The organism is Streptomyces sp. NPDC034103, from assembly GCF_055575395.1.
In genome coordinates, this window is record NZ_JBVISS010000010.1 from 357,824 (window position 1) to 381,232 (window position 23,409).

The 23,409-nt window shown below is 70.2% G+C and carries 22 protein-coding genes; 10 read left to right on the forward strand and 12 right to left on the reverse strand.

Annotated elements, in window-relative coordinates; translation table 11 throughout:
* Positions 1-19 precede the first annotated feature (19 nt).
* The 3 genes from ACZ56U_RS24110 (at position 20) to ACZ56U_RS24120 (ending at position 3,873) form a co-directional block, all read left to right on the forward strand.
* Complete coding sequence (locus tag ACZ56U_RS24110) at positions 20-985, forward strand: 3-hydroxyacyl-CoA dehydrogenase NAD-binding domain-containing protein (RefSeq protein WP_469086057.1); 966 nt, start codon at positions 20-22, stop codon at positions 983-985.
* 1 nt (position 986) lies between these two features.
* Positions 987-2,192: an acyl-CoA dehydrogenase family protein gene (locus tag ACZ56U_RS24115; protein ID WP_469086058.1), complete on the forward strand. Its 1,206-nt coding sequence runs from the start codon at positions 987-989 to the stop codon at positions 2,190-2,192.
* Positions 2,193-2,499: 307 nt separating this feature from the next.
* On the forward strand, positions 2,500-3,873 hold the full coding sequence (locus tag ACZ56U_RS24120; protein WP_469086059.1) for an alpha-lytic protease prodomain-containing protein: 1,374 nt from the start codon (positions 2,500-2,502) through the stop codon (positions 3,871-3,873).
* A gap of 89 nt (positions 3,874-3,962) precedes the next feature.
* Here the strand turns inward: ACZ56U_RS24120 and ACZ56U_RS24125 are convergent, their stop codons facing one another.
* The 5 genes from ACZ56U_RS24125 to ACZ56U_RS24145 are packed head-to-tail and all read right to left on the reverse strand — an operon-like array spanning position 3,963 to position 7,872.
* Positions 3,963-5,054, reverse strand: a complete 1,092-nt coding sequence (locus ACZ56U_RS24125; protein ID WP_469086060.1) for a serine hydrolase domain-containing protein — start codon at positions 5,052-5,054, stop codon at positions 3,963-3,965.
* Entirely contained in the window at positions 5,051-5,974 is a 924-nt protein-coding gene (locus ACZ56U_RS24130; protein WP_469086061.1) for a DUF6895 family protein, read from the reverse strand. The genes ACZ56U_RS24125 and ACZ56U_RS24130 overlap by 4 nt, the downstream gene beginning before the upstream one ends.
* Positions 5,971-6,954, reverse strand: a complete 984-nt coding sequence (locus ACZ56U_RS24135) for a DUF6895 family protein (RefSeq protein ID WP_469086062.1) — start codon at positions 6,952-6,954, stop codon at positions 5,971-5,973. Before ACZ56U_RS24135 ends, ACZ56U_RS24130 begins: the two co-directional genes overlap by 4 nt.
* The gene (locus tag ACZ56U_RS24140; RefSeq protein WP_469086063.1) at positions 6,951-7,667 is read right to left on the reverse strand and encodes a hypothetical protein; all 717 of its coding nucleotides are present in this window, start codon (positions 7,665-7,667) and stop codon (positions 6,951-6,953) included. Before ACZ56U_RS24140 ends, ACZ56U_RS24135 begins: the two co-directional genes overlap by 4 nt.
* A gap of 22 nt (positions 7,668-7,689) precedes the next feature.
* Positions 7,690-7,872 carry a hypothetical protein gene (locus tag ACZ56U_RS24145; RefSeq protein WP_469086064.1) on the reverse strand — a complete coding sequence of 61 codons (183 nt, stop codon included), beginning with the start codon at positions 7,870-7,872 and terminating at the stop codon, positions 7,690-7,692.
* A 385-nt stretch (positions 7,873-8,257) separates the two neighbouring features.
* Between ACZ56U_RS24145 and ACZ56U_RS24150 the strand changes: the two genes are divergently transcribed.
* Positions 8,258-10,531 carry a catalase gene (locus tag ACZ56U_RS24150; RefSeq protein ID WP_469086065.1) on the forward strand — a complete coding sequence of 758 codons (2,274 nt, stop codon included), beginning with the start codon at positions 8,258-8,260 and terminating at the stop codon, positions 10,529-10,531.
* 567 nt (positions 10,532-11,098) lie between these two features.
* Here ACZ56U_RS24150 and ACZ56U_RS24155 read toward each other — a convergent pair.
* Positions 11,099-11,428: a GNAT family N-acetyltransferase gene (locus ACZ56U_RS24155; RefSeq protein ID WP_469086066.1), complete on the reverse strand. Its 330-nt coding sequence runs from the start codon at positions 11,426-11,428 to the stop codon at positions 11,099-11,101.
* A gap of 127 nt (positions 11,429-11,555) precedes the next feature.
* On the opposite strand from ACZ56U_RS24155, the gene ACZ56U_RS24160 reads away from it, so the two are divergent.
* The 4 genes from ACZ56U_RS24160 (at position 11,556) to ACZ56U_RS24175 (ending at position 16,403) form a co-directional block, all read left to right on the forward strand.
* Entirely contained in the window at positions 11,556-11,903 is a 348-nt protein-coding gene (locus ACZ56U_RS24160; RefSeq protein WP_469086067.1) for a PRC-barrel domain containing protein, read from the forward strand.
* Between the two features lie 316 nt (positions 11,904-12,219).
* A complete protein-coding gene (gene katG, locus ACZ56U_RS24165) occupies positions 12,220-14,412 on the forward strand; it encodes a catalase/peroxidase HPI (RefSeq protein WP_469086068.1) in 2,193 nt (730 codons plus the stop codon).
* 243 nt (positions 14,413-14,655) lie between these two features.
* Entirely contained in the window at positions 14,656-15,807 is a 1,152-nt protein-coding gene (locus tag ACZ56U_RS24170; protein WP_469086069.1) for a S1 family peptidase, read from the forward strand.
* Between the two features lie 173 nt (positions 15,808-15,980).
* On the forward strand, positions 15,981-16,403 hold the full coding sequence (locus ACZ56U_RS24175; RefSeq protein WP_469086070.1) for a DUF350 domain-containing protein: 423 nt from the start codon (positions 15,981-15,983) through the stop codon (positions 16,401-16,403).
* A gap of 119 nt (positions 16,404-16,522) precedes the next feature.
* On the opposite strand, the gene ACZ56U_RS24180 is transcribed toward ACZ56U_RS24175, so the two are convergent.
* Both ACZ56U_RS24180 and ACZ56U_RS24185 read right to left on the reverse strand, forming a co-directional pair.
* Entirely contained in the window at positions 16,523-17,275 is a 753-nt protein-coding gene (locus ACZ56U_RS24180; protein ID WP_469086130.1) for an alpha-ketoglutarate-dependent dioxygenase AlkB, read from the reverse strand.
* Positions 17,188-18,507 (reverse strand): hypothetical protein, encoded by a 1,320-nt coding sequence (locus ACZ56U_RS24185; RefSeq protein WP_469086071.1) that lies wholly within the window; start codon positions 18,505-18,507, stop codon positions 17,188-17,190. Before ACZ56U_RS24185 ends, ACZ56U_RS24180 begins: the two co-directional genes overlap by 88 nt.
* A 385-nt stretch (positions 18,508-18,892) precedes the next feature.
* Between ACZ56U_RS24185 and ACZ56U_RS24190 the strand changes: the two genes are divergently transcribed.
* On the forward strand, positions 18,893-20,092 hold the full coding sequence (locus tag ACZ56U_RS24190; protein ID WP_469086072.1) for a phospholipase D-like domain-containing protein: 1,200 nt from the start codon (positions 18,893-18,895) through the stop codon (positions 20,090-20,092).
* Positions 20,093-20,182: 90 nt separating this feature from the next.
* On the opposite strand, the gene ACZ56U_RS24195 is transcribed toward ACZ56U_RS24190, so the two are convergent.
* The 4 genes from ACZ56U_RS24195 to ACZ56U_RS24210 all read right to left on the reverse strand — a co-directional run bounded on the left by ACZ56U_RS24195 (position 20,183) and on the right by ACZ56U_RS24210 (position 22,880).
* A complete protein-coding gene (locus ACZ56U_RS24195) occupies positions 20,183-20,740 on the reverse strand; it encodes a YcxB family protein (protein WP_469086073.1) in 558 nt (185 codons plus the stop codon).
* 89 nt (positions 20,741-20,829) lie between these two features.
* On the reverse strand, positions 20,830-21,141 hold the full coding sequence (locus ACZ56U_RS24200; RefSeq protein WP_469086074.1) for a hypothetical protein: 312 nt from the start codon (positions 21,139-21,141) through the stop codon (positions 20,830-20,832).
* Positions 21,113-21,691: an RNA polymerase sigma factor gene (locus tag ACZ56U_RS24205; RefSeq protein WP_469086075.1), complete on the reverse strand. Its 579-nt coding sequence runs from the start codon at positions 21,689-21,691 to the stop codon at positions 21,113-21,115. Before ACZ56U_RS24205 ends, ACZ56U_RS24200 begins: the two co-directional genes overlap by 29 nt.
* Before the next feature lie 196 nt (positions 21,692-21,887).
* Positions 21,888-22,880, reverse strand: coding sequence for an ArsR/SmtB family transcription factor (locus ACZ56U_RS24210; protein ID WP_469086076.1), 993 nt, complete (start codon positions 22,878-22,880; stop codon positions 21,888-21,890).
* Positions 22,881-23,042: 162 nt separating this feature from the next.
* Here ACZ56U_RS24210 and ACZ56U_RS24215 point away from each other — a divergent pair, with 162 nt between their 5' ends.
* On the forward strand, positions 23,043-23,408 hold the full coding sequence (locus tag ACZ56U_RS24215; RefSeq protein WP_469086077.1) for a hypothetical protein: 366 nt from the start codon (positions 23,043-23,045) through the stop codon (positions 23,406-23,408).
* Position 23,409: the final 1 nt, after the last annotated feature.

Sequence of the window (23,409 nt, forward strand, 5' to 3'; positions counted from 1 at the left end):
TGAAGTGAGGCGCTTCCTCATGACCCGCCCCTTCCGTACGGCCGCCGTCATCGGCGCCGGCACCATCGGACTGTCCTGGACGGCGCTGTTCGCGGCGTACGGCCTGACCGTCCGCGTGAGCGACCCGCGCGAGGACCTCGCCGAGGCGGTGGACGAGGCCCTCACCCGGTACGCGCCGCATCTGGCCGCCCGCGGCCTGGACGTGACCGGCCTCGCCGACCGGGTGCACATCGCCGCCGACGTGACCGAGGCGGTCCGGGACGCGGACGTCGTCCAGGAGAACGGCCCGGAGCGTGTCGACTTCAAGAAGGACCTGTTCGCCACGCCGGCCCGCCAGGCGCCCACCCACGCGCTGCTGCTCAGCTCCTCGTCGGCGATACCGTCCACGGCGTTCACGGGTGAGCTGGCCGACGAGGACGCCGCCCGTGTCCTGATCGGCCACCCGTTCAACCCGCCGCACCTGTTCCCGCTGGTCGAGGTCGTCCCCGGTGAACGCACCGGCGAGGACGCCGTACAGACCGCCTTGGACTTCTACACCTCGGTCGGCCGCACGCCGGTCGTCGAGCGCAAGGAGATCCCCGGTTTCGTCGGCAACCGCCTGCAGAACGCGCTCAGCCGCGAGGCGGTGCACCTCGTCGAGCAGGGCGTGGTCACCCCCGAGGACCTCGACCGGGTCGTGACCAACTCGCTGGGCCTGCGCTGGGCCACGGTCGGTCCGTTCCTCGGCTCCCACCTGGGCGGAGGCCCCGGCGGCTACCGGCACCTGGTCGAACACATCGGCGCCTCGATGCAGGCCATGGGGAACGGCCTCGGCCGCCCCGCACAGACCCCCGCCCAGCAGGAACGGCTCATCGAAGCCGTAGAGAAGGCTTACGGCTCCTCCACGTACTCGGAACTCGCCGAGACGCGCGACCGCAGGCAACTGGCGGTCCTGGACGCGCTGGATGGCGCGAACGGGACGACCCGCCCGAAGGAGGAGAACTGAGATGACCACCCCGACCGCCGGGCCCCTCACCGGCGAACTGACCGCCGACTTCTACCACTTCGAGTCGCTGCTCCCGGACGAGGAGCGCAAGATCCTCCTCAAGGCCCGCGACCTCATGCGCGACCAGGTCAAGCCGCTGGTGAACGACCACTGGGCGAAGGGGGAGTTTCCCACGGAGCTCATCGGCCTGTTCCGCGACAGCGGCCTGACCGGCCTGCCCTACGAGGGCTACGGCGAGCACAAGCCCGCCGCGAGCAACCTCCTCGCGGGCACGCTCGCCATGGAGATGGCCCGTACCGACGCCTCGGTGTCGACGTTCTTCGGCGTCCACAACGGGCTGGCGATGTACTCCATCCACTCCGGTGGCGACCAGGAACAGCGCGACCGCTGGCTGCCGGCCATGGCCGCGATGGACAAGATCGGCGCCTTCGCGATGACCGAGCCCCTCGGCGGCTCCGATGTCGCCGGCGGCATGCGGACCACCGCTCGGCGCGAGGGCGACGGCTGGATCCTGAACGGCGCCAAGAAGTGGATCGGCAACGCCACCTTCGCCGACTACGTCGTCGTGTGGGCGCGGGACGTCGACGACAACCACATCAAGGGCTTCGTCGTCGAGAAGGGCACTCCCGGGTTCACCCCGGAGAAGATCCAGCACAAGGTCGCCTTCCGCATCGTCGAGAACGCCGAGATCACGCTGACCGACGTCCGGGTCCCGGAGGCGAACCGCCTGCAGGGCATCCACTCCTTCCGCGACGTCGCCGAGATCCTGCGCGCGACCCGCGCCGGGGTGGCCTGGCAGGCGCTCGGTGTCATGGCCGGCGCCTACGAACTGGCCCTCGACTACGCCCGTGAACGTGAGCAGTTCGGCCGTCCCATCGGTGGTTTCCAGCTCGTGCAGGACCTCCTGGTCAAGAGCCTCGGCAACGTCACCGCCTCCTGGGGCATGCTGGTGCAGCTCGCCCGCCTCCAGGACGCCGGGATCTTCCGTGACGAACACTCCTCGCTGGCCAAGGCGTTCGTCACCGCGCGAATGCGGGAGGTCGTGGGCTGGAGCCGGGAGATCTTCGGCGGCAACGGCATCCTCCTGGACCACGACATCTTCCGGTTCTTCGCCGACGCCGAGGCGATCTACTCCTTCGAGGGCACCCGCGAGATGAACACCCTGATCGTGGGCAAGTCGATCACCGGCCAGAGCGCCTTCGTGTGAGACACGGCGCCGCTTCGCCGCCGAGGGACCGGCTGTGCCGACACCCGGCGGTCCCGCGGCGGACCGCGCCGGTCGACGCCCCGGGGCCCTGAGCCCCGGGGCGTTCCGCGTCGTGTGCCACCTCGCCGCGTCGACCGAGCAGCACGGGGGACACCCAGGTCGAGGGTGGCCGCGGGGGCCGGCTACTGCACATGCCCTCTCCGGTGTCCCCCGAAGTACCCAAAAGGACCGTCCTCCCGATATCGCCCCAGGTGGCGGTGGCTAGGCCTGTTGTTCGCATGGCTCACCGCTTCCGAAAGGCATGCCCATGGCAGGCAGACATCGCACCGGCGGACGCAGCGCCGCCCTCGTCGCTCTCGGCACGCTCGTACTGACCGCCGTCCACCCCGCCGCGTCGGCCGAGCCGCCGCCCGTCCGGGGCCCCCTCCCGAGCACCGCCCAGACGCTCGGGGCCGACAGGCCCGCGCCCGAGGTGCTGCGGGCGCTCCAGCGCGACCTGCGCCTCACCCCCGAGGAGGCGACCGAGCGGCTGGCCAACGAGGCGGAGGCCGGCACTCGCGCGGGCATCCTGCACAACGCCCTGGGTACGCACTTCGCCGGCGCCTGGGTCACGGGCGCCACCTCCGCCGAACTGACCGTCGCCACCACCGACAAGGCCGACGTCCCCCTGATCGAGGCCCAGGGCGCCACCGCGGCGGTCGTCCGCTACGGCCTCGGCGACCTGCGCGCCGTGAAGAAGCAGCTCAGCGAGGCGGCCGCGGGCACCGACACCTCCGCCACCCCCGTCTGGTACGTCGACATCCCCACCAACCGGGTCACCGTCGAGGCCACCAGCCAGGCCGCGGCCACCGCCTTCCTCTCCGCGGCCGGCGCCGACGCCGACATGACGAGCGTCCGTCTCACCACGCAGCGCCCGCGCGTCCTGAAGGACCTCGTCGGCGGCGATGCCTACTACATCGACGACAAGGCACGCTGCTCCATCGGCTTCTCCGCCACCAAGGCCGAGCAGCAGGGCTTCGTGTCGGCCGGCCACTGCGGCACCGCGGGCTCCATCACCGCCGGAGCGGACAAGAGCGCCCAGGGCACCTTCCAGGGCTCCGCGTTCCCGGGCAAGGACATGTCGTGGGTGACCGTCAACGCCGACTGGACCGCCACCCCCGACATCAAGGCCGAGAACGGCGAGAAGGTCCAGGTCGCCGGTTCCGTGCAGGCGGTCGTGGGGGCTGCGGTGTGCCGCTCGGGTTCCACCACCGGCTGGCACTGCGGCACCGTCCAGCAGCAGGACACCAGCGTCAGCTATGCCCAGGGCACCGTGGACGGAGTGACCCGCACGGACGTGTGCGCCGAGCCCGGCGACTCCGGCGGCTCCTATGTCGCCGGCACCCAGGCGCAAGGAGTCCTGTCGGGTGGCTCCGGCGACTGCACCCGCGGCGGCACCACCTTCTTCCAGCCGGTCAACCCCATCCTCGGCGACTACGGACTGACGCTGAAGACCACCGCCCAGAGCGGCGCCGCCCCCGAGCAGAACGGCGGCGCGGCCGACGCCTGGAGCGCCGGCCGGGTCTACGAGGTCGGCACCACGGTGACGCGGGGCCAGCACAGCTACCGGTGCCTCCAGACGCACCAGGCGCAGGGCGTCTGGGCCCCGGACGTCACGCCCGCCCTGTGGCAGCGTCTGTGACGACCGGCCCTCACCCGGGCGCGGCACCTGCGCGCGCCCGGGCCGGGTCGCGCCCGGCAGGCCCTGGGGTCGTCTGAGAGCGGCCCGCGCTACTGCCCCGCCAGCAGCCCGTACGCGGTCGGGATGAACGGATCCCGTGCGCCGAACCGGCGGGTGCACACCGCCGCCAGGGCCGTCCCGGTGTCCGGTCTGAACCCCAGGAACGCCTGCTGGCCGAGGGTGGCGCCGCTGTGGAAGTACATCGGCCCGCCCTCGGTGGGGTGCCGGAACCAGCCCGCGGTGTGGACGTGCCGGTGGGTCAGGCCCCGGCGCAGAACGGGCCTTTGTACGGCGGTGAGCGCCTCCCGCAACGGCGTTGCGGCGGGCCGGAGATGGGCTTCGAGGAAGGTCAGCAGGTCGTTGGGGGTGCAGCGCAGCGCTCCGGCCGCCTGGAAGCCGCCCGCGTCGAACCCGGGGGTCGGGGTGACGCCGTTCTTGCGGTGGCCGACCGCGTCGCGGACGTGATCCCCGCGCGTGGCGGTGTCGCCGAGGCCCAGGGGGTGCAGCACCTCGGCGGCCAGCAGCTCCTCCCATGCGGTGCCGGTGGCCGCCGACAGGGCCAGGCCCAGGACGGCGACGCCGTAGTTGGAGTAGCGCCAGCGCGTGCCGGGCCGGTGCCGGGGCCGGTGGCGCAGGAAGGCCTCTCGTACGCGCGGGGCGGGATAGCGGGCGTAGGGGTTCGTGCGCCAGGCGGGCAGGGCGTTCACGTAGAAGTCCCCGGGGAGCGGGGGCAGTCCCGCGGTGTGGGTGATCAGGTGCGCCAGGGTGGCGGAGGACGCCGGGGCGGAGTCGGCGGGTGCCAGGAGTGTGGCGGCGGATTCGGTGCCGGTCACGGCTCCGGTGTCGATCAGCCGGGTGAGCAGCAGGGCGGTGAAGGTCTTGGTGGCCGAGCCGATCTCGTAGCGCCGTTCCGCGCGGCTGGCCGCCGGCGCGGGGGCGGTGCCACCGGAGCGCACCAGGCGGCGGCCGTGCCGGGAGAGGGCGAAGACGGCGTCGGGGGCGCCGACCGCGTCCACGGCGGCAGCCAGGCGCGCGTCCAGCTCCGCCTCGGACTCACGAAGGGGCTCGGGCGTCCGGCCCACGCTCACCAGCCCGACAGAGAGGTCGTCGAGCGCGAGCCAGGGCAGGTCGTGGCCGGTCATGAGGCGGCCTGCGCGAGTTGGCTCAGGGAGCGGGAGGTGGCCAGGGTGGAGGCGAAGGCGGCGACCAGGGTGGGGTGGTAGATGAGGTCGAAGAGTTCGTCGCGGTCGTCGGTGACCGGCATCGCGCGCACCGCAGGCATGGCGCCGTCCGGCTGCTGCGCTGCGGCGAAGGCCGCCCAGGCGTCCTCGTGGAGGGTCGGCCGGGGCAGGCAGGCGTCCACGACGAGGAGTTCGCCGAGGAGGTCCCAGCGCTGGAGGTCCAGCCAGTCGTCGATCCAGGCGGGCAGCCAGGCGGCGAGGTAGTCGGCGAGTTCGGGTGGCAGGCCGTCCGGGTTCTCGCCCCAGTCGGTGAGGTGGAAGACGGCGTGCGTCACGTCGTAGGCGATGTGTCCCTCCACCGTCCAGGGTTCGGGGGTGCGGGCCAGCCAGGTCGTGGTGAGGGCCTCGTGCTCGGGTGGGTGCGGGGTGAGGCCGAAGCGGCGCTGGAACGCCGACAGGCCCAGTCGTCGGGTGGGGGTCGTCTCGAAGGAGGTCCAGCTGTCCAGGCGGTGGTTGAGCCGGGCTGCGCGCTCGATGTCGGGCTGGCTGTAGCCCAGTTCACGGAAGGGCAGGTAGACCTCGAAGGGGATCGGGGAGATCGGCTCGATGCGCTGCCCGCGGACCAGCATCTGTCCGCCGTCCAGGGTGTCGCGCCAGACGTGGTCCAGCAGTCGGCGGGCCAGTTCGGCCTGGACCGAGCCCGCGACCCCTTCGCGGAACAGCACCTTGCAGACCAGGGCGAGTTCACCGATGGGCTTGAACCGCTCCAGGAAGCCGGTCTCCGGGTCCACGTCGGTTTCGAGCCGGAACCCGTCGCGGTGCGCCCACAGCCATTCGACGGCACAGGCCCCCACGGTGTGCAGCAGGCGGGTGTCGGTCATCCGGACACTCCTTGTGCGTTGTGCACCACTCGCACGGCCCGTGCGTGTTGCGGGTGCCGCACCGTACGGGAGGCGTCGGTCCGGACCGGCGCGGCGACCGTGAGGCCGGCCGCGAAGGCGGCCATCAGGGTGGAGTGGTAGGTGTGGATGAAGTCGGCTTCGCCGCTGGTGGGAAGCCCGTCCTGCTCGGGCAGGGCCCCGGTCTCGTCCTGCGCGTCGGCGAGCCGTGTCCAGCTCTCGCGCAGCAGCGCCTCGTCGGGGCACGGGAGGCTCGCGGCCACCGCCAGCAGTTCGCACCCGAGGTCCCACATCCCCGCCTCCAGGCAGGTGGTGAGCCACGCGGGCAGCCAGTCGTGCAGGTAGTCGGTCATGGCGGGGGGTACGCCGGGACCGCCGCGTCCCCAGTCGGTCAGGTGGAAGACGACGTGGGTGAGCGCGTAGCCGGACGAGCGTTCGAAACTCCAGGGCTCCGGCAGCCCGCCCAGCCAGGTGGAGGCGAGGATCTGCTCCAGCGGCGCACCGGCGCCGTCCGCGCCCGTGTGCCGTTCGGCCTGGAGGACGCCGAGGCGCCGGGTGGGGTCCTGTTCCGCGCACCGCCAGCCGCGGGTGCGCGCCACGCCGGCGGCGACCCGCTCGTACTCGGGGTGCCGCAGCCCGGCGGCCGCGAAGGCGGAGTAGACCTCCAGGGGGTAGGTGGCGAAGGGCTCCGCGCGCTGGAGGTGGACGAACAGGGCGCCGTCATGCGTCTCCTGCCAGGCGAAGGCGAGGAGGTCGCGTGCCCGGCCGTGCGCGGGGTCGCTGGGCGGGGTGCGGACGGTGAGCGTGGCACTGACCTGGGCCAGTTCGCCAAGTGGCTTCCAGCTGCGGTCCGCGCGGCCGTCCGGGGACAGCGCGTCGGCGTCCAGGGCGAACCGCTCCCGGTTGCGCCCCAGCCAGTGCAGCGCCGCGTCGCGCACCCGCGCGGCCGGTGCCGCCGTCACGCGTACGCTCCGGCTCGCATCAACCGCGCCGCCTGCACCTGGAGCAGCACCCGGGGATCGCCGTCGCTCATGAGTTCGACGAAGTCGAGCCCCTTGTCCAGGCCCAGGGTGTGCGGCACGTCGTCGAGGGTGGCCAGCCATCGTCCGGCGCCGGCCGCCTGCTGCCAGTCCCGGCGCCGTACGGCCCGGACGAAGCCCCGGGAGACGTCGAGGGTGCGGGAGCGGGCGACGCGGGCCACCGCGCAGTCCTCGCCCGGCAGCGCGAGGGGCGCCAGCACGGCGAGTTGGTGGGTCAGTTGGGACCAGGGGGCGCCGTCGATCCAGGCGGTGTCGGGTTCCGGCTCCTCGGTGCCTGCCGCCCACGAGCCAGTCCTGGTGGGCGCGTCGTCGGCCAGGCGCAGCGAGCGCCGCATGGCCCAGTGGCTCCACAGGACGGTGGGCGCGGCCTGCGGCCGGGGCGGGAAGAGGGCGAGGGTCCGCCGGATGAGGGCGAGGTGCTCCTGCGGGGGCGTGATGCGGCGCAGGATGCCTGGCAGCAGGAGGTCGGCGCCGAGCACACGTGCGGCCGCGAAGGTGAGGTCGTCGCCGAGCGAGGCGCCCACGGCCGCAGCGGCCGAAGGCGCGTGGCCTCCGCCCCGAAGGGCGGAGACCACGCTCGAAGCGAGGTCCTGCACCGCGCCCTGCAAGAGGGCGGAGGTACCTGACTGCTTCATGGGGTTGCTCCCGTCGATCCGTTCAGCCCTTCTTGGGCCGCGGGGTCGGCGGCGACAGCAGAAGGTTGGTCGTCCCGGACGACAGCGCCAGTGCGCCGCACTGCCTGCTGTCGCGGTAGACGCCGTCCGGCTCGGCGGGGTCGAGCACCGCCTCGATGTCGATGTCCGCCAGACGGGCTTCCTGAGCGATCTTCTCGGCAGCCATACCACCATCTCCTCGATGTCTAGAAGTGGATCGGCTTCACCGTTCGGGGTGTCCGCTTCGTGGGGATTAATGCAAGATTTTCCGGAATTTGTTGATGTTGTTTTCAACATCAAAGTGATCGATCTACTGCCGGACGCGGAAGTTGAGTCACGAACCGTCGCGCCTCGCCCCCCCAGGGCCACCACATCCGCACCGACCGCAACACCCGCATGCGGACATCCGGCTGACCTGGCGTCACGCCACAGCACCGCGGAACTGCGTACCGCCTGATGGGGCGGATCGTTTGGCAGCGCGCTCGCTGGGGACTCCGTGTCCACGGAGATCACCCCTCTCGGTGCCACCGCGACCGCAGGTGCCCGAGGAGAACGGAGACAGGTCACCCCCCATGAGCGAAGCCAATCCCCTCAAGCGCGCCGCACACAAGATCGCCGACAGCCTGCCCTCGGGCACGGGACCCGAGGACGGCGTCCCCGGCAAGCCCGGCCCCCAGTCCCCCGGCGTCGCCGAGCCGACCGAGCCCAGAGAGCCGCTGCCGCCGAAGCCCGATCAGAGCGGCCCGGACACCTACTCGCCCACCGGCCAGCCCACGGGCACCGACCAGGCTCAGGTGGCGCAGGGCGGCGCCTACCTCACCAACGCGCAGGGCACCCGCCTGTACGACACCGACCACTCGCTCAAGGCCGGTGCGCGCGGTCCCGTCCTGCTCCAGGACCACCACCTGCGCGAGAAGATCATGCACTTCGACCACGAGCGCATTCCCGAGCGCGTGGTCCACGCCCGCGGCGCCGCCGCGCACGGCGTCTTCAAGGCCTACGGCACCGCCGAGGGCGTCACCAAGGCCGCGTTCCTCGCCAAGGACGTGGAGACGCCGGTCTTCGTGCGCTTCTCCACCGTGCTGGGCTCGCGCGGCTCGTCCGACACCGTGCGCGACACCCGCGGGTTCGCGACGAAGTTCTACACCACCGAGGGCGTCTTCGACCTGGTGGGCAACAACATGCCGGTCTTCTTCATCCAGGACGGGATCAAGTTCCCGGACATCATCCACGCCGGCAAGCCGCACCCGGACCGCGAGATCCCGCAGGCCCAGAGCGCCCATGACACCTTCTGGGACTTCGTCACCCTGCACACCGAGGCCACCCACCACACGCTGTGGAACATGTCCGACCGGGGCATCCCGCGCTCCTACCGCACCATGGAGGGCTTCGGCGTCCACACCTTCCGGCTGGTCAACGCCGCGGGCGAGACGACCCTGGTGAAGTTCCACTGGAAGCCCAAGCTGGGCGTCCACTCCCTGGTCTGGGAGGAGGCGCAGATCATCAACGGCGTCGACCCCGACTTCCACCGCCGGGACCTCGCCGACGCCATCGAGGCGGGCGCCTACCCCCAGTGGGAGTTCGGCATCCAGACCTTCCCGGACACCCCGGACCAGACGTTCGAAGGCATCGACCTGCTCGACCCGACGAACATCGTCCCCGAGGAACTCGCGCCGGTGCAGCCCATCGGACTGCTCACTCTCAACCGCAACCCCTCCAACTACTTCGCCGAGACCGAGCAGGTCGCCTTCCACGTCGGGCACCTCGTCCCGGGCATCGACATCACCGACGACCCGCTGCTCGCCGGACGCCTGTTCTCCTACCTCGACACCCAGATCACCCGCCTGGGCGGCCCCAACTTCCCGCAACTGCCCATCAACCGCCCGCACTCCCCCGTCAACGACATGCTGCGCGACGGCATGCACCAGACGGCCGTGCACCGCGGGAGCGCGCCCTACCGGCCCAACAGCCTCGACGGCGGCTGCCCGTTCACCGCGGGCGCGGACATGAGCGCCTTCGTCGAGACGCCGGTGCGGGTGCCGGAGGCGACCAAGGTACGCAAGGCGCCGGAGTCCTTCGCCGACCACTTCAGCCAACCCCGCCGGTTCTGGCTGAGCATGAGCCCGATCGAGCGCGAGCACATCATCGGCGCCTACACCTTCGAGCTGAGCAAGTGCTACGAGCAGGCCATCAGGGAAAGGGCGTTGCAGGTCCTGGCCAACATCGACCCCTATCTGTGCGCGCAGGTCGCCGAGGGCCTCGGACTGCCCGCCCCGGAACCCACGGTCCCGCCGGCGGACGTGGCGCCCAGCCCGGCCCTCTCGCAGGTCGGTCAGACCTGGCCGACGGACGGACGCCTCATCGGCATCGTCACCGGACCCGACGCTGATCTCGACGCCGTCCAGGCCGCCCGCGAGACCATCCTCGCCGCCGGCATGGTGCCCCTCGTCATCGCCCCGACCGGCGGCGTCCTCGGCTCCGGCGACAGCGCGGTCACCGTGCAGCGCACCTACGCCACCGCACGCTCCGTCGAGTTCGACGCCCTGCTGCTCGTGGCGGTGCCGGGTGTTGGCGGCGACGCGTTCGGCGGCCGGGACGCCAAGTCACCTCTGACGGACGCCCAGCAGGCCGCCTACGACCCGCGCGTCGCGCTACTGCTGTCGGAGGCGTTCCGGCACGGCAAGGCGATCGGCGGGCTCAACGGCACCCAAGCCGTGCTGGAGTGGGCGGGGCTGCCCACCGCGGGGCCGGGTGTGGTCGTCGGTGACAGCATGACCGCCACGCTGGAGAAGCTCGCCGAACTGCTCGGTGCGCACCGGGTCTGGGAGCGATTCACCGCGGCGTGACCGGCCGACCTGGGGCGGGGAGCGGCTCTCAGTGGTTCGCCGCGGCTGCCCCCGCCCCGGGTCGGTGAGCGGTCCCGCCCGGGCCGGGAGCGGTTCACGCCGGTGACCGGCCAGGGGCGTCCCCGCGAGGTCCCGGCGGCAGCCGTCCACGATGGCGCCGCCGGGATCTCGCGCGTTCGCGGGGCGTAACGGCAAGGTCGCGGCACGCCCCACCGCACGACCGTCCTCACGATCGGGGCGCCCCCCGCGGGGCGCCCTCGCCGTGGGCGGCCGCGTCGACCGGGTCGGCGGTGGACTCGTCGCCACCGCCCAATGGCCTGCGCTCATGCCCACGCAAGGTGGTCACACGCAAGGCGGGAACATGTCCCGCGGGCTGGTCGACCTGCCGCACCTCGGTGCGAAAAGCGCGCCCCCGCGCCAGGCGGGCGGGGGCAGCGGACGGCAGGCGGGCGGCGGGCGGCTCAACGCCGCCTTGCACCGAGGCGGACGCCCTACGCCGAAACGGGCGCCGACGCCGCCTCGGTGACCGGGACGACGCACGGCGCCCGTGCGATGCGGCGGCCTCCCTCAGTCCGCGACCTTGCTGCGGTTCTGGTAGGCGAGGTCGTGGTACTCCGGGTGCCGCGCGAGGTAGGCCGCGATGAACGGGCAGGTCGCCAGCACCGCCAGCTTCCGCTCGCGGGCGTCGTCCAGGACGGCACGCGCGAGTGCCGAGCCGAGGCCCCTGCCGTTGTAGGCGGGGTCCACCTCCGTGTGGGGGTAGACGACCAGCTCGTCCGTACGCAGGTACTCCGCGAGGCCCACCCGCCGCCCGTCGAGGCGCACCTCGAAGCGCGATGCCTCGGGAACGTCGACGACCTCCACGGTGCTGCTGTCCTGGTCAGTGTGCGAGGGCATGGGCATCTCCTGTGGTCGCGCCGGGGTCGCACTGGAGCGTAGTCGATCATCCCGACGAGCCGGTCGGCGCACGTCTGGCGCGGCCCATGGTGGGCAGACGCAGGTCCAGGACCACAGGGAGGACGAAGTGAACGAGTTCCAGAGCGACCAGGTGCCGACCGCCGGCCACACCCCGGACGACGATCTCACGGGCTACCACGTGCACGCGGTGGACGCGGAGGTCGGCAAGATCGGCGCGCATTCCGCGGACCTCGGGCCGCACCACGCGGTGGTGCACACCGGTCTCCCCCTGCTCGGCAAGGACGTGGTGATCCCGTCCGAGGCCGTTGCGGGCATCGACCACGCGGCCCGGACCGTGCACCTGAGCTGGACCAAGGACCAGGTCAAGGCGGCGCCCGTCTTCGACGAGGAGAAGTACCTCGGCGACCCCCGCTACCGCGACCAGCTCGGCGGCACCCAGGGCTCGGGCCACTGACCGGGAGTGAGAACAGCTGCGGGGGCCGCCTCGGCGCGGCCCGCCCCGGCCCTGGCGGCCGCTCAGCCACCCTGCGCGGCCGCTCGACGGCCACGGTGGCGAACCTGCCCCCTTGGAGACCCGTCCTCGCCCGTAGGAGTCTCTACCGTGCTGCCGCTACAGCGGAATGAGACGCGGCCCGGGCCGGGGTTTCCATCCTGTGGGCGCCATGGCGCCCTCCGCGTGCGTGTCGGATTGCCCGGCTCCGGCAAAGCGAACAACGTCAGGACCAACAACCGGCAAAAGGACACATCCGACCAGGAAGCAGGTTGCGCGCATGCCCGGCAGTGAGAGCGAGAACCCGGCAATCCCCTCCCCCACCCCCACGGCGAGTCGTCCCCGGACGAACCGTGACTGGTGGCCGAACCAGCTCGACCTCCAGATCCTCCATCAGCATTCGTCGCATTCGAATCCGATGGACGAGGACTTCGACTACGCCAAGGAGTTCGCGGGCCTCGACGTGGAAGCGCTCAAGCGCGACGTCTTCGAGGTGATGACCGCGTCGCAGGACTGGTGGCCCGCCGACTACGGTCACTACGGTCCGCTCTTCATCCGTATGAGCTGGCACTCCGCCGGCACCTACCGGACAGCGGACGGCCGGGGCGGCGGCGGCAGCGGCTCGCAGCGATTCGCCCCGCTGAACAGCTGGCCGGACAACGCGAGCCTGGACAAGGCGCGCCGTCTGCTCTGGCCGGTGAAGCAGAAGTACGGGCAGAAGATCTCCTGGGCGGACCTCCTGGTCTTCGCCGGGAACTGCGCCATGGAGTCCATGGGGTTCAAGACGTTCGGGTTCGCCTTCGGGCGGGAGGACCAGTGGGAACCCGAGGAGATCTTCTGGGGACCCGAGGACACCTGGCTCGGGGATGAGCGCTACAGCGGCGACCGGGAACTGACCGGCCCCTTCGGCGCCGTACAGATGGGGCTGATCTACGTCAACCCCGAAGGCCCCAACAGCAACCCGGACCCGCTGGCCGCCGCCAGGGACATCCGTGAGACGTTCGGGCGGATGGCGATGAACGACGAGGAGACGGTGGCGCTCATCGCCGGCGGCCACACGTTCGGCAAGTGTCACGGAGCGGTCGACCCCAGCTACCTCGGCCCCGAGCCCGAGGCCGCCCCCATCGAGCAGCAGGGCCTTGGCTGGCGGAACACCTGCGGCAGGGGAGTCGGCGGCGACACGATCACCAGCGGGCTCGAAGGGGCATGGACGCACGAGCCGACGAAGTGGGACAACGGGTTCCTCGACAACCTGTTCGGCTACGAGTGGGAACTCACGACGAGCCCGGCCGGTGCCAAGCAGTGGACTCCCACCGACGCCTCCGCCCGGGACAAGGTGCCCGACGCGCATGACCCGTCGAAGCGGCACGCCCCCATCATGCTGACGACGGACCTCGCGCTGCGGATGGACCCCGTCTACGGGCCGATCGCCAAGCGCTTCCACGAGAACCCGGACCAGTTCGCGCTCGCCTTCGCCAAGGCGTGGTTCAAACTCCTGCACCGCGACATGGGCCCCCGCTCGCGCTACCTCGGCCCGTGGATTCCCGAGCCGCAGCTGTGGCAGGACCCGGTTCCCCCGGTCGACCACGACCTGGTCACCGACGCGGACATCGCCTCCCTCAAGGCCACCATCCTCGCCTCCGGCCGGTCGGTCTCCCAGCTCGTCACCACCGCCTGGGCCTCGGCCGCCAGCTTCCGCGGCACCGACAAGCGTGGCGGCGCCAACGGGGCCCGCATCCGGCTCGCACCGCAGAAGGACTGGGAGGTCAACAACCTCCCCGAGGTGACCGAGACGGTACGCGCACTCGAGCGGATCCAGCAGGACTTCAACGGCTCACAGACCGGCGGGACCCGGGTTTCCCTCGCCGACCTGATCGTCCTGGGCGGCTGTGCGGCCATCGAGAAGTCCGCGGCCGACGCCGGGCACAAGGTGACCGTCCCCTTCACTCCCGGACGCACGGACGCCACGCAGGAACAGACCGACGTGGAGTCGTTCTCAGTACTCGAACCCAAGGCGGACGCGTTCCGCAACTACCTCAAGGCGGGCGAGAAGCTCTCCCCCGAGACGCTCATGCTCGACCGCGCGAACATGCTGAACCTCACGGCCCCCGAGATGACCGTCCTGATCGGCGGCATGCGAGCCCTCAACACCGCCTACAAGGGCTCCGCACACGGCGCTCTCACCGACCGGCCGGAGGTCCTGACCAACGACTTCTTCATCAACCTCCTCGACATGAGGACGCAGTGGTCCACGTCGGCCACGGACGAGAACGTCTACGAAGGCCGGGACGGGAACACGGGCGAGGTGAAGTGGACCGCGACCGCCGTCGACCTCGTCTTCGGCTCGCACTCCCAGCTCCGCGCCCTCAGCGAGGTCTACGCCTCCCGTGACGCCGACGCGAAGTTCGTACGGGACTTCGTCGCCGCGTGGGACAAGGTGATGAACCTCGACCGGTACGACGTCCGCCGCTGAGCGCGATGCCGAGACGCCCACCGGTCAGGAGCCCCCGAGCTGCTGACCGGTGGGCGTCCCGCGTGGCGCGTCGCCAACGGGTCCGCCGACCTTCCCGGGCGACACCGGCGCCAACGCGACGACACACGGCTGAAGTTGGCATGGACCAATCCATGATCACGGGCTAGGCTCTGCCCGCACGAGAGCGCTCTCAAGCACGGCTGTTCCACCCCCACCCTGCTGGAACAACGAAGGGTCACTCCCTTGAGACGCACCACACTTCCGCGCACCGCCCTGTCCGCCCTCCTGCTCCTCGGCACCTGGGCGACCGCCAGTACCCTGCCGGCCTCCGCCGCGGACGCACCCACCCGCTCACCCCAGGCACCGGCCTCCGCCGACCTGCTGTCCGCGATGCAGCGCGACCTGGGGCTCACCCGGGGCCAGGCCGAGACCCGCCTGGCCGCCGAGAAGACCGCCACAGCCGTCGAACCCAAGGCCCGCAGGGCTGCCGGCTCCGCCTACGCCGGTTCCTGGTTCGACGCCGACCGCGGCCGGCTCACCGTCGCCGTCACGAGCGCCGCACGGGTCGATGCCGTACGCGCGGCCGGGGCGAACGTACGCCTCGTACGCCATGACGCGGCACAGCTCGACGCCGCGAAGAAGCGCATCGACGCCCTGTCCGCGCCCGCCGGAGTCGGCAGTTGGCACGTGGACGCGAGGACCAACGCCGTCGTCGTGAACGTCGTCGCCGCGCACCGGGACGACAACGATGTCCGTTCCTTCCTCACCCGAGCCCGCCAGGCCGGACCCGTCACCGTGCGGGACGTGCCCACGGCACCACGCACCTTCGCCGCCGGCACCGTGGGCGGCGACCCCTACTACACGGGCAACGTCCGCTGCTCCATAGGTTTCTCCGTGCACGGCGGCTTCGTCACCGCCGGGCACTGTGGTCGGCCGAGCGCGGCCGTGTACGGCTGGGACCGCTCCTACATCGGCAACTTCCAGGGCTCGTCGTTCCCGGGCGACGACTACGCCTGGGTGAACGTCGGCAGCGGCTGGTGGACCGTGCCCGTGGTCCTCGGCTGGGGCACCGTCCCCGACCAACTCGTCCGCGGCTCCGCCGAGGCCCCCGTCGGCGCCTCGATATGCCGCTCGGGCTCCACCACACACTGGCACTGCGGCACGGTCCTGGCGAAGAACGAGACCGTGAACTACAGCCAGGGTGCCGTCTACCAGATGACCAAGACGAGCGTCTGCGCCGAGCCGGGTGACTCCGGTGGTTCCTTCATCAGCGGCGACCAGGCCCAGGGCGTCACCTCCGGCGGCTGGGGCAACTGCGGCAGCGGCGGCCAGACCTGGCACCAGCCCGTCAACGAGATCCTCAACCGCTACGGGCTGACCCTGCACACCACCTGACCCCTCACCAGCATCACCGAGCGGGCTCCGATGCCGACCGCGACGGAGCCCGCTCGGGCTTCATCTCCCACCCAGGCCCGGGCGCCGATCAGCGGACCACACGCGTGCGCTAACTTTGCCTCTCCTTGACCGCGATCACTCACGATCTCTCACCTCACGGAGTCGGCAACCTCATGAGCGACATCGTCAACGGACTCGGACGGGCCACCGCATACGGAGGCCTGGGCCTGGTCCTGCTGGTTCTCGGCATCGTCCTGGTCGACGTACTGACGCCCGGAAAGCTCGGCCGACAGATCTGGGAAGAGCGCAACCGCAACGCCGCCCTGGTGCTCAGCTCCGCACTGCTCGGCATAGGCGGCATCGTGTTCACGTCGATCTGGACGACGTACGAGGACTTCGGCAAGGGACTGCTCTCCACCGGGGCGTTCGGGCTGCTCGGGCTGGTGATGATGGCCGTGGCGTTCTGGATCGTGGACCTGATCACCCCAGGGCGCCTGGGCGCGACCCTGGTCGAGACGGAACCGCACCCCGCGGTGTGGGTGACGGCCTCCTGCAACCTCGCCGTCTCCGCCATCATTTCGGCGTCCATCGCCTGAGGCCTGTCCCGCGCTCGCATCCCTTCGGGCCGCGCCGAGGCGGTACTCAGGCGCGGGCGTGGTCCGGAGCCCGGTGGTTCATCCCTACCGCTACCTCGCACACCCGCAGTGCACTCAGGTCAGAGCGGTGGCAGCAGATCACTCTCGCTGACGGTGTACGTCAGCGGGGGATAGACGAAGTCCGTCTCCTCGTTCTCACGGCGTCGCAGCCGGTAGAACTCGCGCCTCTGCTCCTCGTCGGCCACCATGAGGCGCGCACCCTGCGGGAGTTGTACCTGCCCGTCGCCGAAGCGGACCAGGGTTTTCGACGTCCGGAAGGTCACGCCCAACCATTGGTTGTCCGCCGCCCGCGCGGACCCGTCCAACACGATCTTGTGCCTGAACCGCCGGTTCGTATCGAGGGAAAACGCGACGACAGTGTTGTGTGCGAGGGGAATCCCGTACCTTTCGCCACCGCTCCCCTTCAATTCAATGATCAGTTGCCGCGGCGGACCCACCTCAGGACGCTCGTAGCAGGAGAAGACGGCGATGAACGAGCCGTCGGCCAGATCGAGAGCCTGGTCCGAATGGCTCCCCATGGTGGTGTAGGCGCTCGTGTAGCACTCGACAAGGGCGTTGTTGAAGGCGACCGGGAGCGCCGCGCGTTCTTGGACCTGCCGCGCCAGTCGTTCGTGCACCGCCCGGAAGCGCTGCGCCGGAGTGCGGTATCGAGTGGTGGTGCGTACGAGCGGTACCCCGCCCGCCTCGTCCAACTTGGTGAGCACGGCGCCCCGTCGGCCTTTGCCTACGTCCTCCCAACGGACAGAGGCGAACAGCTCGGTGAAGGGGTTCTCGTCAGTCGGAAAGCCGTACGTGAGGATCTCGTCCGGGATCCTAGGCTCGGGGGGGCAAGATAGTCTCCCGTGTTCATGCTGAAGACGAATTCGTCGCCGTAGTCGACGAACGACGAGGTTCGGTTCTCCTCCGCGTACAGCCTGCGCAGCTCGTCCATGCCGGCCTGTGTGGGCGGCTCCAGCGGCACCGCGCCTCCGGCCGCTTTGAGGAACGTCTGTCCGTCCTTGTGCACGGCCTCGGTACGGGAACAGCGCACCACATACCCGAGGCGGGTCGGAAGCAACTCGGCGTCCAGCGCCGAGGGCCGGACCTCGTGCGTGTACAGGCGGTTGGTGGACAACGGCATGAAGAACACGGAGCCGGGATAGAGCGTCAGGGTGAAATGCGGTGGCAGCGCATTCCCCTCGCGTTCCTCGGTCGCCTCCTTGAGGCGGAAGTGAAGTCTGGTCAGTCCACTGACCCCCCTCACTCCGTGGTCGAAGGCGTCTTCGGCCAGGGGTTCCATCCCGTCGAGCCGATCGTAGAAAGTGCAGAAGGCCATGACGCCGTTGACGGGCATGTCCTTGGTCTTGTCGGCATGGGCCGAGATCTTGGCCTTTGACTGTCTGCGCTCGGCAGTGGCACGGGTGTTGTGGTAGATCTGAGCCAGAACGTGATTCAGCGGCGCCTGGTCCCGGAAGACGGCATCAGCCTCGCGGTTCAGCTCCTCGACGATGCGCGTGTCGGTCGGGCCGAACCCCTCGGTGGGCCCCGAAAGATTCGTGGAGCAGCGGAGCAGACGGAAATGCAGTGCGTCGCCGTCGCGCGTCACGGGCGTCAGGTAGATCCCGCTGCGATGGGCCGTGCCGGGCTTGGTGGACTCGGTCAGGGACTGGAACGCGTGCTCCGCGCGGATCTGTCCGAAATAGTCGGCCCCCACGTCGAAGAACCGGCGGTAGTACACGCCCACGCCCTGCACACGGACGGGGACTCGGCCGAGATCAACCGCACTCCAGTCCTGACCGGCATCCTCGTCGTAGCCGTGCGACAGCTGCCGTACGACGAACACCCGGGCGGCTTTGCGCAGTTGAACGCGATGGAGCCCGGAGATGTCACCACACAGGTAGACGGTCTTCTGCGCCAGGTCGAATGCGGCGGAGGAAAGGTCCTCCGGGGTGATCACGGATCCGAAGAAATCCCGGACCAAGCCCTCGTCCCGCAGCGCCGAAGGCGCCACCAAAACGTTGCCCGCGTCCTCGATACGGGCTTCCCTCGGCTCAGTTGTGGACATCAGGCGGTACCCGTCATTCGCAGACCTTGAGGGAAGGCTCTTCACCCTCAGCACGGCAACGGCCCGCCCCCTTTCGCTCACGTCGCGAAACGCAAGAGAAAGCAGACGGACCGGCTTGATGCTCTCATGGGGCCCGACAGCGGGCAACGGCCTGCGGCTGCTGCGGCGCCCGGTAGTCCCACACCTCGTACCGCCCCCACAGCTGCCCGCGCGCCCAGGCCGTGAACATCCGTGTGGGCGGACCGGTCCCCCCTTCCGTTCGCCTCTTCGCGAATGCCGCCCACCTGTGTGAGCTGCATGCCGAGGGAAGCGCAGGGCAGGAGGTTGTTCGGGTTCGTCCGGTGGGGTGAGCCTTTCGACTCCCTACCCCAACAGGAGGTTCCGCGTGCGACTCGACGGTAGACCTGCGCCTTCACCTGTCGATGCGCAGGCAGCGCGCAAGCAACGCCTGCGCCGCCGTCTGGAACGGCTCATCGGCATCGCCGCGACCGAGGGGAACGACCTGGTCCCCCTGCGCAACGGTGACGAGATCTTCCCCGCGATGCTCCAGGCCATCCGCTCGGCCCAGCACACCATCGACATGATGACGTTCGTGTACTGGCGTGGCGACATCGCGCACACCTTCGCCGGAGCGCTGGCCGAACGCGCCGCCGCCGGGGTTCGCGTGCGACTGCTGCTGGACGGCTTCGGCGCCAAGGAGATAGAGCCGGAACTGCTGGACCTCATGAGCAGCGCAGGCGTGAAGGTGGCCTGGTTCCGCAAACCCGTGTGGCTCTCGCCGTTCAAACAGAATCACCGCTGCCACCGCAAGGCCCTCATCGTCGACGAGCACACCGCTTTCACCGGCGGGGTCGGGATCGCCGAGGAGTGGTGCGGCAACGCCAGCAATCCTGCCGAATGGCGGGACACCCACGTACAGGTACGCGGTCCGGCGGTGGACGGGATCGCGGCCGCGTTCGCGCAGAACTGGGCGGAGTGCCACGACGAACTCTTCGACCACTGTGACCGCTTCACGGAACACGAGCAGGTCGGCTCCTCGGTGGTCCAGGTGGTGCGCGGATCGGCGAGCATCGGCTGGCAGGACATGCAGACCCTCGTCCGGATCATGCTCACCTCCGCAGAAGAGCGCTTCCGGCTCGCCACCGCCTACTTCGCGCCCGACACCTACTTCATCGATCTGCTGTGCCAGACCGCGCGTCGCGGCGTGCGCGTCGAGATACTCCTGCCCGGCCCCCACACCGACCAGCGCGCCTGCCAACTCGCCGGCCAGCACCACTACACACGGCTCCTGGAAGCCGGGGTGCACATCCGCCAGTACCAGCCCACGATGATGCACGCCAAGATCATCACGGTGGACTCGGTCGCCTCACTCATCGGATCGACCAACTTCAACCGCCGCTCCATGGAACACGACGAGGAAGTCATGCTCGCCGTCCTGGACGAGACGTTCACCGCCGCGCTCGACCGCGACTACGACGCCGACCTCGAACAGAGCGTGGCCATCGATCTTTCCCGCTGGGAACGACGCGCAGCGCTACAACGCGCCAAGGAAGCCGCGGTCACTCCGCTCCGGCGCTTCCTGTGAACCGCTCCCCCGCACGCCCAGTGCACGGGGCGAGAGCCGTGCGTCCTGGTCGGCGCCCCGCATCCACATCCCTGCTCGTGGGCGCGTAGCTCAGACCCGGACGGAGTGGCGATCCAGGAGGGCACGCAGCCGGTCGACGTCGTCGGCCGTGCTCAACCCGCGCTTGGGCAGGACCTCAAGGCACAGGATGTTGGGGTCCCGACTGAGCAGGACGAAGTGGCCGGGCGTCTCCCGGTATCCCCGCAGGACCGACCACTTCTGGATGAGGGTGCTGTGGTCGTTGCTGGTGGTCAGCCCGGCACCGGACACGGTGGTGCGGTACTCGCCCTGTGCTGCGACGACGCGCTGCACCTGGGCGGCCTGCAAGCGCGGGTAGCCGACTGTCAACAGGACGACCAACAGGAACAGGACGGTGGCTACGACGTCGACACGGCCGCGGCCGATCGTGATCAGCAACCACTGTCCCGCCCACAGGACGAGAAACACGCTCCGCAGCACCACCCCCCACCGCTTGATCCGCTGCCGGACCCGCAGAGCGACCAACGTGTCGGCCGGCTGAGGTCGGTACACCACCTGCACCGCCGCCTCGTCCCCCACATCGGCGGCACTTTCCTCGCCGCTGTTGATCATCTCCCGGCCTTCGGCCATGGTCCCTCCCCGTTGAGACAACCCGCGGATCCTATCGGTGACTCACCGGCCTGGGCATCGCGGAGACGGGCACCGAACCCTCGGTTCCGCTACGGCGAGACCAGTTCGCTCGGGCGTTCCTCGTGGTCGCGATCCGCCACGGCCAGCCTGCACTGGCCGTCCTCGCAAGTGCGCTGAAGGCGGTTGCGCGAGATGGTCTGGATCATGCCGATGGTCCAGCACATCGGGCAGCCCCGCAGTGCCAGGAGGCCGACCGGCAGGAGCAGCAGACTGACCGGACCGAGGGTCGAGAGCAACGCGACCGAGCCGATCAGGCTGCCGAATCCGATCACACCCCGCAGCAGGTGCCGGGGCAGGGAGGAACTCGCGAAGTCAGGACGGTCGGCTTTCGTTGTCGTCATGCGTATCTCCAGGCTCAGGTTCGGATGTGACACGGAGGGACTGCTGAACCGCAGCGCGGGCGCGGTGCAGTCGGGATTTCATCGCGGCGGTACTGAGGCCGAGCGCATCGGCGGTCATGCGTCCGCTGTAGCCCTGGATGTCCCGCATGATCAACACGCTGCGCTGCTCTTCCGGGAGAGCGGCGACGGCCGCTGCCACCCTCCCCGCCTCGATGCGTTGCAGAACCACCTCCTCGGCCGAGCGCACGGCGGCATCCGGCAGGGGTGCGTGGACCCGCGTCGTCCGCACCCGTCGCAGGCACTCGTTGCGGACGATGCGGAACATCCACGACGCCAGTGCGCCGGACGCCCGTAGCATCCCGATCTTGCGATAGAGGATGATCAAGGCTTCCTGCGTCGCGTCCTCGGCGTCCTCGGGTGTGGCACACAGTGAGCGCGCGAACCGCCGCACGTTCGGGTGCGAACCCGACACCAACGCGGTGAGCGAATCGACGTCGCCGCGCTGGGCGGCGACGATCAGCTGCTCAGCGGGCCAGGAAGACTCAGCCACGGGCTTGCTTTCGCTTGCGCATGACGAAGTAGCTGCACGTGCAGAGCAGTACGGCTCCGGCGGCGATGGCGATACCTACGATCATGACAACCTCCTCATTCTGTCCCGACGTTCGTCGGCACATGTATAGGAGGCGCGGGCCCGCCGAAAGGATTCGGCCTGCGCCCGGAAAACTTGATCGCGCCGTCCAGCGGGGTCAGGGGATGCGATGCCACCCGTCCTGTTGCAGCAGGGAGGCCCCCAGGGGCGTCAGGGCGTGGAGCACGGTGTTGGCGTGGCGGTGGCTGGTGATCAGGCCCGCGTCGCGCAGAACGGTTGTGTGGTGGCTCGCGGTCGTGGGGGTGACACCGGCGTGCCGGGCGGCCTCGGTGGTGGTGGCGCCGATGGCCGCGGCCCGCAGAATGACGGTGCGGGTGCTGCCGAGCAGGGCGTGCAGCGGTGCGTGGCCGGCGACGTGCTGGGGCGCGGCGGGCGGGTGGTGCAGGGGATAGAGCAGTACGGGAGACAGGTCGGGGTCGGCCAGCGAGACCGGGGTGTTCCAGCAGAAGTAGGAGGGGATGAGGAGCAGCCCGCGACCACTGAGGTGGATGTCGGCCTCGGTCGGGTATCTGCCGAGTTCCAGGACGGGAGGGCGCCATCGGATGGAGGGCGCCAGGGTGTTCAGTACGCCTTCGATGCCCGTACCGCAGAGCGTGCGGGTCTGCCGGGTGCGCTCGGCGTGCAGACGTCCGTGGAGGCACTCCTCGTACGGGGTGATCACGGCGTGGTGGTAGGCGCGTAACGCGCGCACGAGTTGGTCCCGCATCCCGCCGTCGGTGAGCTTGCGGGTCCAGGCGGGAGCGCCGACGATCTCCCGGAGCTTGGTCACCTCCTGGGCGACCTGTCGATCCGGCGCGGCCCGGATGGATTCGAGCCCGGCGTCCAGGCCCGCGATGCCGTCGGCCGGGGTGAGGAAGTCGGGGAAGTAGCTCGCCCGCGGGAAGAGGGGCAGCAGGACCGTGCGTACCATGCGGTCCAGTCCGGTACTGCACAGGACGGAGCGCGCGGTGCGGTACCAGGGCGCGTAGGCCCACCGTCCTTCCTGGGTCTGGAAGCGGTGGAGGCTCGCCGCGATCTCCCACAGCGGGTGCGGTGCGGTGGCGATCCTGAGTCTGGTCAGGTCCTCAGGCGTGAAATGAAAGCGGAGCAACGTGTTCCCCCCTGTGCTCAGATCTCTCATCTGCGATGTGTCAGCAGGGTCGAATGAGCATGACAGCAGCGGTTACGGCCCGGGAACATGAGTTCGCGCCAACCGGTCTGTGCGCCTCGCGGGGCCACGCCCGGCTCTGGCTTCCATCGAGGAGGAGAAGTGATGGGACGAATTCTCGCGGGCAGACGGCTTTCGAAGGTGGCGGCGACAGGAGTCCTCGCCATCCTGGTCTCCACTCTCGCGGCACCGTCCGCGAACGCACTCGGCAACAACCGGGCGGTGAGCCGCTCCTGCGGGACGAACTACGTCTCCAGCGGGTTCACCGGCAGCTACAACTGGGCCCAGACCCGCAGGCAGAGCGGTGACTGCAGCGGCCGGCTGAGCTCGGCCATCGAGTACGGCACCGGCTGGTGGACGCCTCGCGCCTACGGGACGAGCGAGAACGCCTACACCTCGCACACCTCCACCACCAGGGCCGCCAACGGGCTGCACTGGGGCTGCGACTCGTGCAACGTGACCAGGAGCTAGC